Origin of the sequence: Winslowiella arboricola (assembly GCF_025527015.1) — a bacterium.
GTDB lineage: Bacteria > Pseudomonadota > Gammaproteobacteria > Enterobacterales > Enterobacteriaceae > Erwinia > Erwinia arboricola.
This window is the reverse complement of sequence record NZ_JAODIM010000039.1, coordinates 390269-405868: the sequence shown is the minus strand read 5'-3', so window position 1 is coordinate 405868 and position 15600 is coordinate 390269. Positions and strand designations below refer to the sequence as shown.

General features: G+C 52.2%; 17 protein-coding genes. 13 read left to right on the top strand and 4 right to left on the bottom strand.

Annotated elements, in window-relative coordinates:
* Window positions 1-111 precede the first annotated feature (111 nt).
* Both N5923_RS09805 and fdhE read right to left on the bottom strand, forming a co-directional pair.
* A complete protein-coding gene (locus N5923_RS09805; RefSeq protein WP_267143185.1) occupies window positions 112-723 on the bottom strand; it encodes a glutathione S-transferase in 612 nt (203 codons plus the stop codon).
* 48 nt (window positions 724-771) lie between these two features.
* Window positions 772-1689, bottom strand: a complete 918-nt coding sequence (gene fdhE / locus N5923_RS09800; RefSeq protein ID WP_267143184.1) for a formate dehydrogenase accessory protein FdhE — start codon at window positions 1687-1689, stop codon at window positions 772-774.
* A 273-nt stretch (window positions 1690-1962) separates the two neighbouring features.
* On the opposite strand from fdhE, the gene fdhD reads away from it, so the two are divergent.
* From fdhD to N5923_RS09785, 3 genes are read left to right on the top strand one after another with little or no spacing between them, the layout of a single operon-like run.
* Window positions 1963-2736, top strand: coding sequence for a formate dehydrogenase accessory sulfurtransferase FdhD (gene fdhD, locus N5923_RS09795; RefSeq protein ID WP_267143192.1), 774 nt, complete (start codon window positions 1963-1965; stop codon window positions 2734-2736).
* Between the two features lie 36 nt (window positions 2737-2772).
* Complete coding sequence (locus N5923_RS09790; RefSeq protein WP_267143183.1) at window positions 2773-3897, top strand: AAA family ATPase; 1125 nt, start codon at window positions 2773-2775, stop codon at window positions 3895-3897.
* 11 nt (window positions 3898-3908) lie between these two features.
* Entirely contained in the window at window positions 3909-4493 is a 585-nt protein-coding gene (locus tag N5923_RS09785; RefSeq protein ID WP_267143182.1) for an HNH endonuclease family protein, read from the top strand.
* Here the strand turns inward: N5923_RS09785 and N5923_RS09780 are convergent.
* Window positions 4490-5266, bottom strand: a complete 777-nt coding sequence (locus N5923_RS09780; protein ID WP_267143181.1) for a DeoR/GlpR family DNA-binding transcription regulator — start codon at window positions 5264-5266, stop codon at window positions 4490-4492. The genes N5923_RS09785 and N5923_RS09780 overlap by 4 nt on opposite strands.
* Before the next feature lie 188 nt (window positions 5267-5454).
* Here N5923_RS09780 and N5923_RS09775 point away from each other — a divergent pair, with 188 nt between their 5' ends.
* From N5923_RS09775 to N5923_RS09735, 9 genes are all read left to right on the top strand, one after another.
* Window positions 5455-6795, top strand: coding sequence for an aspartate aminotransferase family protein (locus N5923_RS09775; RefSeq protein WP_267143180.1), 1341 nt, complete (start codon window positions 5455-5457; stop codon window positions 6793-6795).
* Window positions 6796-6986: 191 nt separating this feature from the next.
* Entirely contained in the window at window positions 6987-7604 is a 618-nt protein-coding gene (gene sodA / locus N5923_RS09770; protein ID WP_017799734.1) for a superoxide dismutase [Mn], read from the top strand.
* A gap of 119 nt (window positions 7605-7723) precedes the next feature.
* On the top strand, window positions 7724-7906 hold the full coding sequence (locus tag N5923_RS09765; protein ID WP_267143179.1) for a hypothetical protein: 183 nt from the start codon (window positions 7724-7726) through the stop codon (window positions 7904-7906).
* 51 nt (window positions 7907-7957) lie between these two features.
* Entirely contained in the window at window positions 7958-8425 is a 468-nt protein-coding gene (locus tag N5923_RS09760) for a hypothetical protein (RefSeq protein ID WP_267143178.1), read from the top strand.
* Window positions 8426-8705: 280 nt separating this feature from the next.
* Window positions 8706-9086 (top strand): type VI secretion protein, encoded by a 381-nt coding sequence (locus tag N5923_RS09755; protein ID WP_323372731.1) that lies wholly within the window; start codon window positions 8706-8708, stop codon window positions 9084-9086.
* A 4-nt stretch (window positions 9087-9090) separates the two neighbouring features.
* On the top strand, window positions 9091-9501 hold the full coding sequence (locus tag N5923_RS09750; RefSeq protein ID WP_267143177.1) for a putative T6SS immunity periplasmic lipoprotein: 411 nt from the start codon (window positions 9091-9093) through the stop codon (window positions 9499-9501).
* Between the two features lie 271 nt (window positions 9502-9772).
* Window positions 9773-11278 carry a sugar ABC transporter ATP-binding protein gene (locus N5923_RS09745; RefSeq protein WP_267143176.1) on the top strand — a complete coding sequence of 502 codons (1506 nt, stop codon included), beginning with the start codon at window positions 9773-9775 and terminating at the stop codon, window positions 11276-11278.
* Window positions 11275-12273, top strand: coding sequence for an ABC transporter permease (locus N5923_RS09740; protein WP_267143175.1), 999 nt, complete (start codon window positions 11275-11277; stop codon window positions 12271-12273). The genes N5923_RS09745 and N5923_RS09740 overlap by 4 nt, the downstream gene beginning before the upstream one ends.
* A 28-nt stretch (window positions 12274-12301) precedes the next feature.
* Window positions 12302-13375 carry a sugar ABC transporter substrate-binding protein gene (locus N5923_RS09735; RefSeq protein WP_017799728.1) on the top strand — a complete coding sequence of 358 codons (1074 nt, stop codon included), beginning with the start codon at window positions 12302-12304 and terminating at the stop codon, window positions 13373-13375.
* Window positions 13376-13400: 25 nt separating this feature from the next.
* Here N5923_RS09735 and N5923_RS09730 read toward each other — a convergent pair whose 3' ends face one another.
* The gene (locus N5923_RS09730; RefSeq protein ID WP_267143174.1) at window positions 13401-14456 is read right to left on the bottom strand and encodes a C48 family peptidase; all 1056 of its coding nucleotides are present in this window, start codon (window positions 14454-14456) and stop codon (window positions 13401-13403) included.
* A 422-nt stretch (window positions 14457-14878) separates the two neighbouring features.
* Here N5923_RS09730 and N5923_RS09725 point away from each other — a divergent pair, with 422 nt between their 5' ends.
* Window positions 14879-15595 carry a hypothetical protein gene (locus N5923_RS09725; RefSeq protein WP_267143173.1) on the top strand — a complete coding sequence of 239 codons (717 nt, stop codon included), beginning with the start codon at window positions 14879-14881 and terminating at the stop codon, window positions 15593-15595.
* The last annotated feature ends 5 nt before the right edge of the window (window positions 15596-15600 follow it).

Sequence of the window (15600 nt, the reverse complement as noted above, 5' to 3'; positions counted from 1 at the left end):
GGCGAGAACGCCGCCCCTACCCTCAATTGATGTAGGGGCGGCGTTCTCGCCGCCCGTGTTGAGTGATTTGCACCTGTCGCGTAATGACGGCGTTTTCGCCGCCCGACTTTATCAGGCAGAAGGCGGCACCGTGCGGGCAAAGCTCTCGCGCTGGAACATCTTCTCCGCCAGCTTAACCAGCGCCGGTCGATCGACACACCAGTTCGGCACTACGCGCCGGAAGTTCAGATAACCAATGGTACAGGCGGTGGCGATATCAGCCAGCGTGAGCTGTTCACCGTTCAGCCATTCACCATTAGCCGCCAGCTTTTCCAGCGCATCCAGTCCGCGCTGAATTTTGGTGCGCTGACGCAACAACTCACTTTCCGACTGCTGTTCCGGCGGCAGCATCTGATGACGCACAATCACCAGCGCCGCATCGCACACGCCATCCGCCAGCACTTCAATCTGACGCACTTTTAGCGCGGCCAGCGGCTCGCGCGGGATTAGCGCCGGAGCAACATTCAGCTGTTCGAGATATTCAGCAATAATCGCCGAGTCGTACCAGGTCTCATCTGGCTTTACCACCAGCGCCGGAACTTTACCCAGCGGGTTATATTGCGGGACATGACTCTCTTCATGCCATGGCGATTCATTGACAAATTCGAACGTAATGCCTTTTTCCAGCATGATGACCGAGATTTTACGCACATAGGGACTGGTGTAATTGCCGATCAGTTTCATTACGCTCTCTCCATTGCTTAGCTTGATAAACGGACCCTTAGCCGCAGTTTATTCACCCGGGAAAAGAAAGGGATTCAGGCTGCTGCGGGCAAAGCCTTCCTGTTCCATACGCGCATCCAGCACCAGGGTGGCGAGATCGTCAGCCACCGGTTCCAGCGCCGGATCCTTTTCCTGATACAGCAACTTCAGATAGGTGCCGCAATCGCCGCAGCTTTCTGCTTTGACGGTGCTATCCAGTGACCAGTAATGCAGTTCACGGGTTTGTTCGCAATTGCTGCAGGTGGTGGCGGGTACATGCCACTCACTTTCACACAGATTACAGTGAAGATAGCGCAGTTCGTCATCTTCGCTACCCATATGCACTACGCTGCTGACCGGTACGCTGCCGCATACCGGACAAAACTGGCGCTGATTGCCCGCTTCAACCCGCGCCTTGCCGGGAATTAACTCGGCCATCTGCGCCCAGTAGAGTGACAGCGCCGCCCAGATAAAGGGGGATTTATCGCTACTGACCTGCGCAAAGTCGTTATTAAACATCGCACTGGCCATCGCTTCCAGTTCCTGCGAAGAGGCTTTTTCCAGGTTTTCCAGCACCGCCAGCGCCTGGCCGCTCATTTCCGGCTTCATTTCAGCAATCAGCGAGTGCAATAGCCGCTGCCAGTGGGCATCGCGTGGCAGAGTAAGGATATCGAGCGGCGGCTTGCCGCTGGCGGCGGTTGCCACCAGCCGGGCATGCAGGTCCATTTGCAGCGGATGATCGTACAGCACAATCTCCTGCGCTTCGGCAATCACCGCGGCAAAACGTAAATAGTCGCCCAGAGGATTTTTCGCCGCTAAATCACGCAGTCGCGCGGCGCGGCGCTGATACAGCTTCTTCAGCCTGGGAAAAAGCAGGGGAGGAATGCGATCCGTCGCGGGTTTATCGCTTGCTTCCAGCGGTTGCTGCGGGATTATGCGAATACTCATCAGGGACTTTTTCCTGTTATTTTGGGCGGCTCTTGCGCTGATGATAGCAGCCCGGGCGGTACACTTCTGCTCAAAATTATAGCAATTCGGGATTTTACATCGCTGAAAGCGGCCCGTTAGTCGCAGGGCAGACGATCTTTTGCTGATCAAACTTTGCTCCCGCGGCGCAACAGGTTCAAAATTACTGCATCTTGCAGTGGTGGTAATACAGGTGGCTTTAACGTGAAAAACAGAACGCCGGAATCGGCCGATAATCTGCAGCAGCCGGTGGGAATGCGTGCGGTTCAGGTATGGCAAAAAGGGGATTTACAGCAGTCGCAGGCCGACTGGCTGGCCGAAGAGGTGCCGGTGGCGCTGGTCTATAACGGTATTTCTCATGTGGTGATGATGGCCTCACCGAAAGATCTCGAGGCCTTTGCCATTGGCTTTTCGCTATCGGAAGGGATTATTGCCGCGCCGCAGGATATCTTTGGTATTGATATCGTCGCGGGCTGCAACGGTATCGAAGTGCAGGTGGAGCTCTCCAGCCGTCGCTTTATGGCGTTGAAATCACAGCGACGGGCGATGGCTGGCCGCACCGGCTGTGGCGTCTGTGGCGTCGAGCAGCTGGCGGAGATCGGCAAACCGCTGCAGCCGCTGCCCTTTACCCAGACATTTGACCTGAGCCATCTCGATCACGCTCTCGCTCAGCTGCGTCAGTATCAGCCGCTCGGCGATTACACCGGCTGCACCCACGCTGCGGCATGGGTGCAGCCGGACGGGCAGCTAAGCGGCGGGTGTGAAGATGTCGGACGTCATGTGGCGCTGGATAAGCTGCTTGGCTATCGCAGCCAGCAGCAATGGACGCAGGGTGCGGTACTGGTCTCCAGCCGCGCCAGCTACGAGATGGTGCAGAAATCGGCAATGTGTGGGGTGGAGATTCTGTTTGCCGTTTCGGCTGCGACCAAACTGGCGGTCGACGTCGCGGAGCGCAGTAATTTGACGTTGATCGGATTTAGCAAACCAGGACGGGCGACCATCTATACACATCCACAAAGAGTGAGATAAAATCGCGCAATATTTGCACAACATGGAAGTGAAAATATGCGACTGGAAAGTATTATCCTGAAAAATATTGGCGTGTTTGCCCATACGCGCTTCGATTTTCCCGCTGCGGAAAGTGTACATCAACAGGCTGAAATTTATATCCTCACCGGGCCAAATGGTTGCGGTAAAAGCACGCTGTTACATGCTTTAGCCGCTATCTTTACCCCCGAGCCGCAACACCATCCACGTCTGACTCCGCGCTACGGCGAGCATGCGCGGGTTGATTATCAGTTTGCCGGTAAAAAGGGCTATTACACTGCCGTTAAGTCCGAACCGGTGGCCTGTATCGCCGCGCAGAAACAACCTTTCACCTGGTGTCTGACGTTCGCGGATACCTGCGGTGATAATGATTTTATGGCGTGGATAATTAAAAACCGCACCCGCTCTGCGCTGATGCAGGTTGCCGGAGAAACCCGGCAACAGCAGCAACAAGATGAGATTTTTCAGCGCATCATCGGTTTTATCTCCGATATCAGCGGCTTAAAGCTGGTTTTTAGCCTTGATAGCGCACTGCATCTTAACCTTAATATCAATGGTAAACCGACCAGTCTGACGCTATTGCCGGAGGGGCTGAAATCGGTACTCAGCTGGATCACGCATCTTACCGCCAGTCTGGAAGGGTTCTACCGCAGCGGAATATTCTCGCAGCCACTGCTGCTGTTTCTCGATGAAATCGATATCCATCTTCACCCCACCTGGCAACGACGCCTGCTGCCGGCATTGCAGAAACTGCTGACCGGCGCGCAGATCTTTATCTCCACTCACTCGCCGTTTGTCGTCGGCTCGGTTGAGGATGCGTGGATCTATTGCCTGCCGGATCCGCAGTGTGCGGTGCCCGGCGTTACCCCGGCGGCGGCGGAGATCGTCCCGCTGGAGGCAGCCGCGGGCAAAAGCTATCAATTGATTCTGGAAGAGGTGTTTAAGGTTGAGGAGCAGTTTGATATTGAAACCGAGGCGCTGTTGCAGGCCTTTTATCAGCAGCGCAATCGCTGCCTGAAAAGCCGAACCAGTAACGACAGCGAGCTGACCGCGCTGGCCAATAAGATTCGTGAGCGCGGTGAAGAGCTGGAGACCATCGTAGAAATGGAGCTGCGCCAGCTGAACCGGCGGATAAAAGGATAAGGAGATCAGGGATGATTAAAATGAATCGTAGCGCATATCCCGCCTGCCTCGAAGCGCGCGGGCAGGAGTGGACCGAGCGCTATGTCGCTGCGCGGCGTAAAAATCCCGCAGCCAAATTTAGCTGGTACTCGCAGAGCTGTTATCGCGCCACACGCGATGCGCTGCTGGTGCTCACTCAGGAACACTGCGCATTTTGCGATGGCTTTGTCGGTAATGAGGGACGAAAAACCCTCGAGCATTTTCGCCCCAAAAGTGCTTTTCCGGAGCTGGCGTTTAGCTGGGAAAATCTGTTCCCCTGCTGCGATGTCTGCCAGAGCGCCAAAGGTGAAAAATACACTGAGTTGCTGCTTAAGCCGGATGAGAGCAGCTACCGCTTTGAGCACTATTTTATCTGTAACTTTGCTGACGGCGCGTTGCATCCGTCACCTGAACTGTCGCCATATGAGCAGCAGCGAGTGGAGAAAACACTGGAGCTGTATGGCCTGAACTTACCGTCGCGCAAAGTGGCGAGGCGTCGCGAGCTGCAAAAATTTCTGGCTGTGCGTGACGAGATGCATATCGATGAGTTTCCTTACCGCTATTTCTTAATGATTTAAGCCACGACAATTTCCGCCAGTTTGTTTTGCAATGCGGCAAATGCAGCCTGCTTTGGCGCTGCGCTGTCCGTCACCAGCAGGCTAATTTCGCTGCTGGTGGCGTATACCATCCGGCTGGTGATGCCCAGCTTGCGGTGATCGGCCAGCAGAATCAGCTGCGTGGCCTGTTGCGTCATGGCGCGGGCAATCGCTGCTTCATGGGGATAAAAACTGCTGGCACCACTTTTGCTGTCGATACCTACCGGTGACAACAGCGCCACATCAGCGCGATAACGGTAAATTTCGCCAACGGTTAACTCGCCGCGCGTCTGCTGAGCGCCCGCCATCATGCTGCCACCGAGTAAGATCACTTCGTTATTTAGCGTCTCATGCTCTTCTGCTGCGCTGAGCTTCAGGGCGGCATGCAGGCTGTTGGTGATAATGGTCAAACCTGACATAGAGCGCAGTTCGTCCGCCAGCATGGTGGTGGTGCTGCCTGCATCAAGAAACAGCGTCTGGCCGGATTGCAGTCGTTGCGCTGCTGCGCGGGCGATGGCGCGTTTCTCTTTGGCCTGCGCTGCGCTGCGCACGGTTAGCGGCGGTTCGGGAGCCGTATCCAGCGCCACCAGACCACCATGTACCCGGCGCGCCACGCCGAGTGCTTCCAGCTCGATAATGTCGCGTCGCGCCGTTTCACGGGAGATTCCCAGCTCTTTAATGATGCGCTCGGTGCTGACCTGATTTAGCGTACTTAACAACGCGCGAATGCGATGTAAACGTGTTTCCTGCAGCATGGTTTTATTCCTTTTTTGCAACTCCGTGACAGCTTAAGCGACATTATACCACTCTGCATATGTATTTTATTGCATTTGTGTATTTGGTTGCATTTTTACCAGAATGCGCCATGATGAAGTCAGCTTATGATTGAAATTTCCGCTTCTTTGCCGTCAGGCCAAACCTTAATTTCGCAACGGGAGTTACCATGGCAACACGTTCGACCATCATGGACACCAACAGTTTTCGTGCGGAGCACGCCGACGGCTTAGACGCCGATGTGCGCAAACTCACCGATAAACGCAGTAAAGTACTCGGTGAGTCCTACCGTTTGTTCTATCGCAAGCCGGTGCATCTGGTGCGCGGTGAAGGACAATATCTGTGGGATGCGGCCGGTGATAAGTACCTTGATGTTTATAACAACGTGGCGAGTATTGGCCATTGCCACCCGGCGGTGATTGAGGCGGTGCATCAGCAGATGGGTATGCTGAATACCCATACCCGCTACTTACATGAAAATATTCTTAACTACTCAGAAGATCTGCTAAGCACCCTGCCGGATGAAATCGACCGCGCGATGTATATGTGTACCGGCTCGGAGGCCAATGATCTGGCGATCCGCGTTGCGCGCTCCTTTAGCGGCGGCACCGGGATTATTGTCAGCCAGGAAGCCTACCATGGCACCAGTGACCTGACTTCCGGCGCTTCACCGGCGCTGGGCAGCGGCCAGTCACTGGCGGCGACCACCCGTTTAGTACTGCCGCCGGACCGCTATCGTGTGGATGCGCCGGACCTCGGCGCGTGGTTTGCGGCGCAAATTCAGCAGCAGATAGACGATATGGCGGCGCACGGCATTAAATTTGCCGGTTTCCTGGCTGACTCTATTTTCTCCTCTGACGGCGTGCTGCCCGGGCCAAAAGGCTATCTGCAGCAGGCTATCGATGTGGTGCATAAGAATGGCGGTATTTTTATCGCCGACGAAGTGCAGCCGGGCTTTGCGCGTACTGGTGATGCTTTCTGGGGGTTTGCGCGCCATGATGTGGTGCCGGATATCGTCACTACCGGCAAACCGATGGGCAATGGTATTCCGGTGTCGGCGCTGCTGGCGAAAAGTGATGTGCTCGCCGCTTTCAGCGATGAAATTCCCTATTTCAACACCTTCGGCGGTAACCCGGTGGCGATGGCTGCCGCGCAGGCGGTGCTGAAAGTGATTAAAGAGGAAGGTTTACAGGAGCATAGCCGTATCGTTGGTGGCAAGCTGCTGGCTGAACTGACGAAGCTAATGGATAAATATGAGTGCATCGGCGATGTGCGCGGCGCCGGGCTGTTTATCGGCTTTGAGCTGGTGAAAGATCGCGCCAGTAAAACGCCGGATAAGCAGCTGGCGCTGGATGTAATTGAAAAGCTTCGTGATAACCATGTGCTGACCTCAGTGGCTGGTCCGTATGGGAATGTGCTGAAACTGCGTCCGCCGCTGGCATTCCAGGAAAGCGATATTGACTGGCTGGTAGGTGCGCTGGATAAATCGCTGGCGTCACTGGTGGGCTGAGTTGCGGCTGATGCGGGCGGCGAAAACGGCGCCCGGAAAAGATAAAAAAATCCACTAAAATAATACCCTTGCCTGCGGTGGGGCATTGATAACCATTTTCAAGATCATTTATTTAACTATAATGATCCGACTGCTTACGCGGTGCTAAACAAAACTCAGAGCGCCGCCCAACATTAATGGAGATGATGAACATGAGCTATTCACTGCCATCCCTGCCTTACGCATACGACGCACTGGAACCGCATTTCGACAAGCAGACGATGGAAATCCATCACACCAAACACCACCAGACCTATGTCAACAACGCTAACGCTGCGCTGGAAGGTACTGAGTTCGCCAGTCTGCCCGTTGATGAGCTGATCACTAAACTGGATCAGGTTCCGGCAGACAAGAAAACCGTACTGCGTAACAACGCTGGTGGTCACTCAAACCACAGCTTCTTCTGGAAAGGCCTGAAAACCGGCACTTCCCTGCAGGGCGATCTGAAAGCTGCCATCGAAAAAGATTTCGGCAGCGTTGACGCTTTCAAAGCAGAATTTGAAAAAGCCGCGGCAACCCGTTTCGGTTCTGGCTGGGCGTGGCTGGTTAAGAAAGGCGACAAACTGGCGGTAGTATCTACTGCTAACCAGGATAGCCCGCTGATGGGTGAAGCGATTTCTGGCGTTTCAGGCTTCCCGATTGTGGGTCTGGATGTGTGGGAACACGCTTACTACCTGAAATATCAGAACAAACGTCCTGACTACATCAAGGCGTTCTGGGAAGTCGTAAACTGGGACGAAGCTGCAGCACGTTTCGCGTCTGCTAAATAAGTTTTTTCCCCGCACGTTAATTCGTGACAACCCACCGACGAAGCCCGCTTCGTCGGTTTTTTATTGCCTGCTTCACTGTATAATATATATACTGCTCTGATGATCCACAGGAGGTACTTATGTACAAACCTGCTCCGACTCAGACTGAAATAGCTGCGCGCCTGACTAAAGCGCGTGAAGCCGGGAGTGTTCAGCTGACTGGCACCAGGGAGGAACGCATTGCGCAACTGCGTGAATTGCGTCGCAAGGATTTTGCAGAGGAAGGGATTCACAGTGAAAAGGATTTACGTCTCGCGCGTTGAGATTGCGCGCAATTAGCTTCTTCCAGCTATGAATTCGGTTTTGGTGCAGATGTGGTTGGCGATTATGACCCGGGTATCGTTAACCTTCAGATGCATTGGGAAGGCTTAGGTTATGTTGAGGTGTTTGATCCTGCAATCCATAGCAAAGCTGATTACCCGCTGGTCAAAGACTCCAATTCCGTTGCTGGTTCTTCCCCAGAGTATACTGGTCTTTACCATGCTCGCGTACTCAGCGATGGCTCAGATGACCCCTTAGTGATCGTAACCTTCAAAGGCGTCGTTATTCCCCAGCAGCAGTATGATGCTGCGGTGATTGAGTCTCTTATTACTCATGATGTTATGTTTTTGCCCGTTGGCCCCCTGAAAGGGAATCCTCAGGCGAAAAAGAAACAGCGTATTTTTGTATGCTCCGTTATCGAAAACACAGAGATCAACCCGATCCTCTCTGAGAGTTCTACTAATTATCCGAATTCAGGCTGTATAATAAGTTCCATTATGGAAATATATGATATTAAATAGTATGACTTTTATATAATTAAACCATGGTATGGAGTCAAAATCTCAAAAAATTATTGATGGTAATGGATAGGATGGTATTTAATAGTTCTCAGATAAGTTAAGCACCCATAAGGAAATGAAAATGAGTACTGCTACACAACAATAAGGTTCTCTAAGACTGCTTACACCAGGAGAGATAGGGCTGGCGAGAAGAGTCTTTGGTGGTTCAGTTGTTTATGCAAAAGTATGGATACATTGCGGTAGTTATCTTCCTTTTAGCCTACAGAATAAAAATACTGCAATGACACCTAACGGCGAACTCTATTTTCGCGACCAGCTTTATTCTGCCGACTTCTCAAAGGAAAATTTTCTGTTACAGCATTTGTTTATTCATGAGATGGCTCATGTCTGGCAATTCCAGAAAGGCATGTGGGTAAAATTACGAGGCGCATTCAGCTGGTCAGTTAGTTACAGCTATGACCTGGATATCGCTAAAAAACTGCATGATTACCCTATGGAACAACAAGCTCAAATCATTGCTGACTACTTTATGCTAGCCGTATTTGGCAGAAGCGCCTGGGTTTCGCAACGAGGTAAAAATGTCACCTATACAGGGTTGCCAGACGACAATATAAAAAGTAAGTATGAAACCGTGCTTTCGGCGTTCTTCAAACAAAGGTAATAACGTGAATAAAATATTTTTGCTTGCATCCTGTTCGCTGCTTTCTGCCTGCCAGTCAGGCGATCCTGTCCCTGTTGAACTCCCGGCCAGTGCTGCCATCGTTAATGGTGATGTTTGCGTTAAGGTGATGCCAGAAGGCGATGAAAAGGTCATGTCTCTGTTCATTTATGAAGGCAATGATGTTCAGCATGGCACGGTAAAAGAGTTCGTTCCTCAGCTTCAGGTCAGCAGTGAAGAGTGCCTGCCAGCACCTCATTACAATTGGGAACCGGGTAAGACCTATACATGGCATATCAACATGGCTTCGCAACAGAGAATTGATAAGGGTGCTTATCCCTCTAATCGCGGTTTTGTCACCCGTTTTAAAATAGTCGGAGAGAAGAACCAGAAACAGCTGATACCGGTTTCTCAGTGAATAAAACCTCCACATTGTCTGAGAAATCCCATTTATCCCCGGCCAGCATCAGAATGGCAGCACCAGCATATCCTGTTGGCTTCTTGCCGTTTGCCACGCGATTCATTCTGCTAAACGTGATGTAACCCTCGCGATTTCTCTGTTGTGTCTGGATGTCTGGATGGCTAATAACATTTTGTGTTAGCTTATGCGCTTTCGTTCGTTGCCGAGGGTAACCATTCCGATAAGAATGCGACGAACCCACAGCTAAAATCTGAGAGCACAGATCCCCATGACTGCGTTAAATCGCCTCGAAATGCACAACATTTCCATCGCTTTTGGCGGTTTTGCAGCGCTGACCCAGGTGGATTTCACCCTGCAAGGCGGCTCGATTCATGCTTTAACCGGCGCCAACGGCGCGGGAAAGTCGACACTGATGGCGGTGCTGTCGGGTGTGCACAACCATTATCAGGGCGAAATTCTGCTGGATGGTCAGCAGGTGGCTATCAACTCGCCGCGTGACGCGAAGCAGCTGGGTATTCATCTGGTGCAGCAGGAAGTGGATGTGGCGCTGGTGCCTACATTAAGTGTTGCAGAGAATATTATGCTGGATCGGCTGGCCGAAGGGGGTCAGGTTTATCGCTGGGGACAGATTCGTCGTCAGGCGCGTGAACTGCTGGCGCAGCTGGATGTGCAGATCGATGTACGACGTCGTATCGATCAGTGCTCGCTGGCGGAGAAGCAGCAAATTCTGCTGGCGCGCGCCTTATCCCATCACTGTCGCTTTCTGATCCTTGATGAGCCGACCGCGCCACTCGATCAGCATGAAAGCGAGCGCCTGTTTAAGGTGGTGCATCGCCTGAAACAGAGCGGAATTGGCGTGGTGTTTATTTCCCACCGTATTCATGAACTGAAAGCCATTTGCGACCAGCTGACGGTGCTGCGCGATGGCCGCTTAATTGAAAGTGGCCCGATGCAGAACCTGAGCGGTGAGCAGATTGTGGAAAAAATGCTCGGCCACCAGCTGGATGATATCTATCCACCGCGCCGTGAGGCGGTAAATGGCGCCACGCTGCTGAACATCGAAGGGTTGCACGATGCTGAGCTGCTGCACGATATCTCGCTGACACTGCGTAAAGGCGAAATTCTCGGTATCGCTGGCCTGGCTGGCGCGGGCAAAACCGAACTGTGTAAGGCGCTGTTTGGCGCGACGCGCAGTCAGGTGCGTGCCGGTGAGCTGCACGGTAAAGCGTGGAAACCCTCTTCGCCGCATAACTCGGTTGAACGCGGTCTGGCGCTGGTGCCGGAAGAGCGGCGTAAAGAGGGCATTTTTATCGATGAGCCGGTCAGTATGAACCTGAGCGTCAGCGCCGATAACAGCTTCTCCCGCTTTAGCTTTTTTGGCCGCCGCAAGGCATGGCGCTGGGCGGAACAGGTGATTCAGCAACTGGGTATTCGCACCACCGGTCCGCAGCAGACACTGCGTCGCCTGTCGGGTGGAAATCAGCAGAAAGTAGCGATTGGTAAATGGCTGCGCAATAACGCCGATGTGCTGATTTTTGATGAGCCAACCAAAGGCGTTGATGTTAAAGCTAAAACTGACCTGTTTGTCTTAATCGATCAGCTGGCGCGTGAAGGCAAAGGGGTGATTTATGCCTCGGGTGAATTCGCTGAGCTGGTTGGTCTGTGCGATCGCATTTGCGTGCTATGGGATGGCCGTATTGTCGCGGAAATGGACGCACGAACCGCTGACGAAGAAACGCTTTTACTTTATTCCACCGGAGGAACCCCTGCGTGAGCAGCAAAGAAATTTCCCTGAAGGGGGCGCCAACCGTGCGTCACCAGTTATTTGAATTTCTCTACAAATGGGGGATGTTGCTGACGGTAGTGGCGCTGATCGCGGGCTTTGGCCTCGCATCGGATAGCTTCCTTGACCCGAATAACATCATCAATATCTTACGTTCCATCGCTATCGTAACGGTGATTGCGATTGGCGTGTCGATCTCGCTGACCATTGGCGGTTTTGACCTGTCGGTGGGGTCGACTGCATCGCTGGCTAACTCGCTGGTGATCTCGCTGTTTGTCTGGTACGGCTTCGGCTCGACGCAGGCGATTGTGGTGACGCTGCTGCTCTGTACGCTGGTCGGCCTGTTTAATGCCTTTATGATCGTGGTGCTGAAAATCCCGGATATGCTGGCGACGCTGGCCAGTCTGTTTGTGGTGCAGGGCGTGGCGATGACCTACAGCTATGGCGGATCGATTACCGAAAATATGGTGCTGCCGAGCGGCGATATGGCGGAAGGCACCATTCCGGCGGGCTTCTCCCTGCTGGGCCAGGTGCCCACCATTGTGATTATTATGCTGGCGGTCACGGTGATTGCCCAACTGGGCCTGTCGCTGACCAAACATGGCCGTCGGATGTATGCGATTGGCGGCAACCCGGAAGCGGCGCGCCTCTCTGGTATTCGTACTACGCGCTATCGCGTTGCTGCCTATGTGATCGCTTCACTGCTGGCGGGACTCGGCGGCATTCTGCTGGCCTCGCGTATCGGCTCGTCGCAGGTTAACGCCGGTGGCGGCTATCTGATGGATGCGGTGGCGGCGGCGTGGATTGGCCTGTCACTGGCCGGTTCCGGCAAGCCGAATGCGCTGGGTACGCTGCTGGGTGCGGTGATCCTTGGCGTATTAGGCAACGGGCTGGTAATGCTGTCGGTGCCTTACTACGCCATGGACATTATTAAAGGGTTAGTGCTGGCGGTTGCACTGGCGATTACTTATATCCAGCGCCGCTAATGCGGTTTAAACAACACAGAGAATTATAATGAAAAAACTCACAACATCGCTGCTGGCTCTGAGCCTGCTGACCGCATTACCTGCTTTTGCCGCAGAAACCCCAACCCCTGTCCCGGCAGCTATCGCTAATCATGACGGTCCGATCCGCGTGGCGGTGATCCGCAACCTCGGTTCTGACGACAATACCACCCAGTTTGTTGCCGGCGCGATTCAGGAAGGGAGAAAGCTCGGCTTTAAAGTTAGCACCTTTCTGAGCAACGGTGATGACGCGCGTTTCCAGGATTTCGTTAATCAGGCGATTAGCCAGAAATATGACGGTATTATCCTCTCTCACGGCCGTGACCCTTACTCTACCGCGCTGGTCAAACGTATCGCCGATGCCGGGATTAAAGTGACAGTATTCGATACGCCGGTAAACAGTGACGTGCCGGGCGTGACGGTTTCTCAGCAGGATGATGCCTCGCTGGCGAATCTCTCCATCAGCCAGCTGGCGAAAGATTTCAACGGCAAGGCGAATATCGTCAAACTGTGGGTTGCCGGTTTCCCGGCGATGGAACGTCGTCAGGCAGAGTTTGAAAAGCTGCAGAAGACTTACCCTGAAATCCATCAGCTGGAGTCGATTGGCGCGGTCTCTTCTGACGTGCAGGGCGATACTGCTAATAAAGTCGGCGCGATTCTGGCTAAGTACCCGAAAGGTAAAATTGATGCCATCTGGGGAACCTGGGATGCCTTTAGCCAGGGTGCTTATAAAGCGCTGCAGGAGAATGGCCGTACCGAGATTAAACTCTACAGCATTGATATCTCCAACCAGGATCTGCAGCTTATGCGCGAGCCAAAAAGCCCGTGGGTGAGCAGCGTCGCGGTGGATACCAAGCTGATTGGTGCAGTGAATATGCGTTTGATCGCCAATAAGATTGCCGGTGAGAAAACGCCTGCCAGCTATGAGTTTAAAGCTGCTGCAATTCCGCAAGCTTTGCTGAACAGCCAGCAGGGTGCGGTTAACGTCGCCAGCCTGAGCAAAATCATTCCGGGCTGGGGCCAGACCGATGATTTTATCGCGCCATGGTTTGCGACGTTAGAAGCGAAATACGGTAAGAAATAATTCCCCTCTGTCTCTCTCAGTTGGCTTAACGGTCAAACTGAGAGAGATTATCCAGCAAAACACCATATAGCTCTGCGCGTCCGTGCGTGTTAAACCGCAGTTGTTCGCTGTTATCCAGTGCCCTGAATTTATCGATAAATTTCTGCAATGCCTGTTCAGGCTCGCCGGGGTTATCCGCAATCGCCTGCATCGCTTTCGCCACCAATAAACCGCAAGCGTTGGGGGCATTATCCTGCAGGTTTGCCTGCAAAAATAACGGGCTGCTGTCGCTGGCAAGGCGCTCCAGATACGCTTTTTCATCTGGATTCAGACAGGCGAGACTATCAAACACTATCGACATTCTCTGCCCGTCGTTAGCGGTAAAAGTACCAAACAACACCCAGTGTTCGCGAAATAAAAGCGGTTTAAAGTCGACCGCAAAGCCGGGCTGATTATGATGCGAAAAATTTGCAGCCATGCGCGTAGTGAGTGCGTCGCGATCCGCGCCAGCCTCAGGAATACCGATGGCATCATGGAATGTGACACGGCTCTGCTTATGGTTTAATACAGCGGAGATGGAGTCCAGTTCCGCTGAGGTGATATAGCGGTTATTATCAAAAATGGCGGAGTTAATCGGATAATCCTCGTGACCAATCACATTCGAAAGCTGCTGCGGCAGCTGCTGCCTGATATCAGCAACAATATCTTCGCGCAGGTTGGACAGGCTCTCTGTTTCAAACCCCGCCATAATCAGCATCTTGGCCGGAATTTCCCAGCGGTCATCTGTACATTTTTCGTTTCTTGCCTGCACTATTTCGTACAGTTTTAAACTGTCCTTGCCCAGTTGAATCCTTAGCGGCTGACTCGCCTCACCCTCTTTGCCGGTATATAAATCAAACAGAAAGGACTCAGCGGCAGTTGCCAGCGGGCTGTTTTCACAGGCTAAGGTGAAAAGATAATCGATAATGAAGGCATCATTATTGCGTGCCCGATGTTTTAGCCCTTCATCTAACTGAGCAACGGGTGCAGGTTGTCTGGCCTGCTGAGCAACAGGCAGGTTGAAGGGAGGCCAGCTGCTGGGTGAATTGATCACTACGGACATTTGTTCCCCTTATGATGGCGCTTGCCGGGCGTAGCAATAGTTAAATAATGAAGTTAGTACAGGGCGGGAGAGGGCATTTCAAGATAACGCTGAAAGTGGCGGAGGAGAGGGGATACAATAAATACCACCCTATTAATTTTTAATATTATTTATTCATTTATAAACAATTGATTATTTTTTGATGGTGGGGTAGAGCTTGCAGAAAATTGCAACGGAGTTTGATAAAGCTAGCGAAAGTTAATAACAATCTCCCGATAAGATTAATAACCGCAGCATTGTACTGTAAAATAACTCCCGTATGATTAATAACAAAAAAACCCGCGCATGGCGGGTTTTTTGTACTGCTTCTTATGTCCTCGGGGGGAGGCTTACGCCCGCGAGTCCCGTGGCTAACGATATAAATATAAATCTCTGAGGCGACGATGTCAAATTACAATCAGAACATTATTTCCGCGATAAAAACGGCACTTTCGCCCGCAAGAATGGCGACTTTTGAGGCTGCTGTAAGAATTTCAGATAATGAAGATCCTGCTGCAATCGAGCTATATGCCTGGAATGCTACGATATCGGGTGCGTTACTTACGCCACTACATGTGTGCGAGGTCACTATAAGAAATGCTGTCTCTGATGCCCTGGAAACCATCTATGGGCCACGCTGGCCGTGGTCAATGACATTTGAACGAAGTCTGCCAGATTCCTCTCTGGCGCATAGCCCGCGTAAAGATTTATTCATTGCAAGACGATCTTGTTCCGCGACGGGAAAGGTCATTCCTGAGCTGAAATTTGTTTTCTGGCAGAAAATGTTTACGGGTCGTTATGATACGCGTATCTGGGATAGCCATCTGTATCGTATTTTTCCGAACCTTGATCAATCATTAACAATCAAAGAGCACCGGACAATGATTTATCAGGAATTGGAGAGATTGAGAAAGCTGAGGAACAGGATAGCACATCATGAACCTATATTTTCACGTGATCTTATTGATGACTATAGAAAAATAATATCTTTGATTCGTTGCCGATGCATCAATACTGCCGAGTGGCTGCATCAAAAACAATTTGTGACTTCAGTGCTGGCAGATAAGCCAAAAACGATAACTGATATGGCGCATTTCATTACAACAAAGGGGCGGATTTAATACCG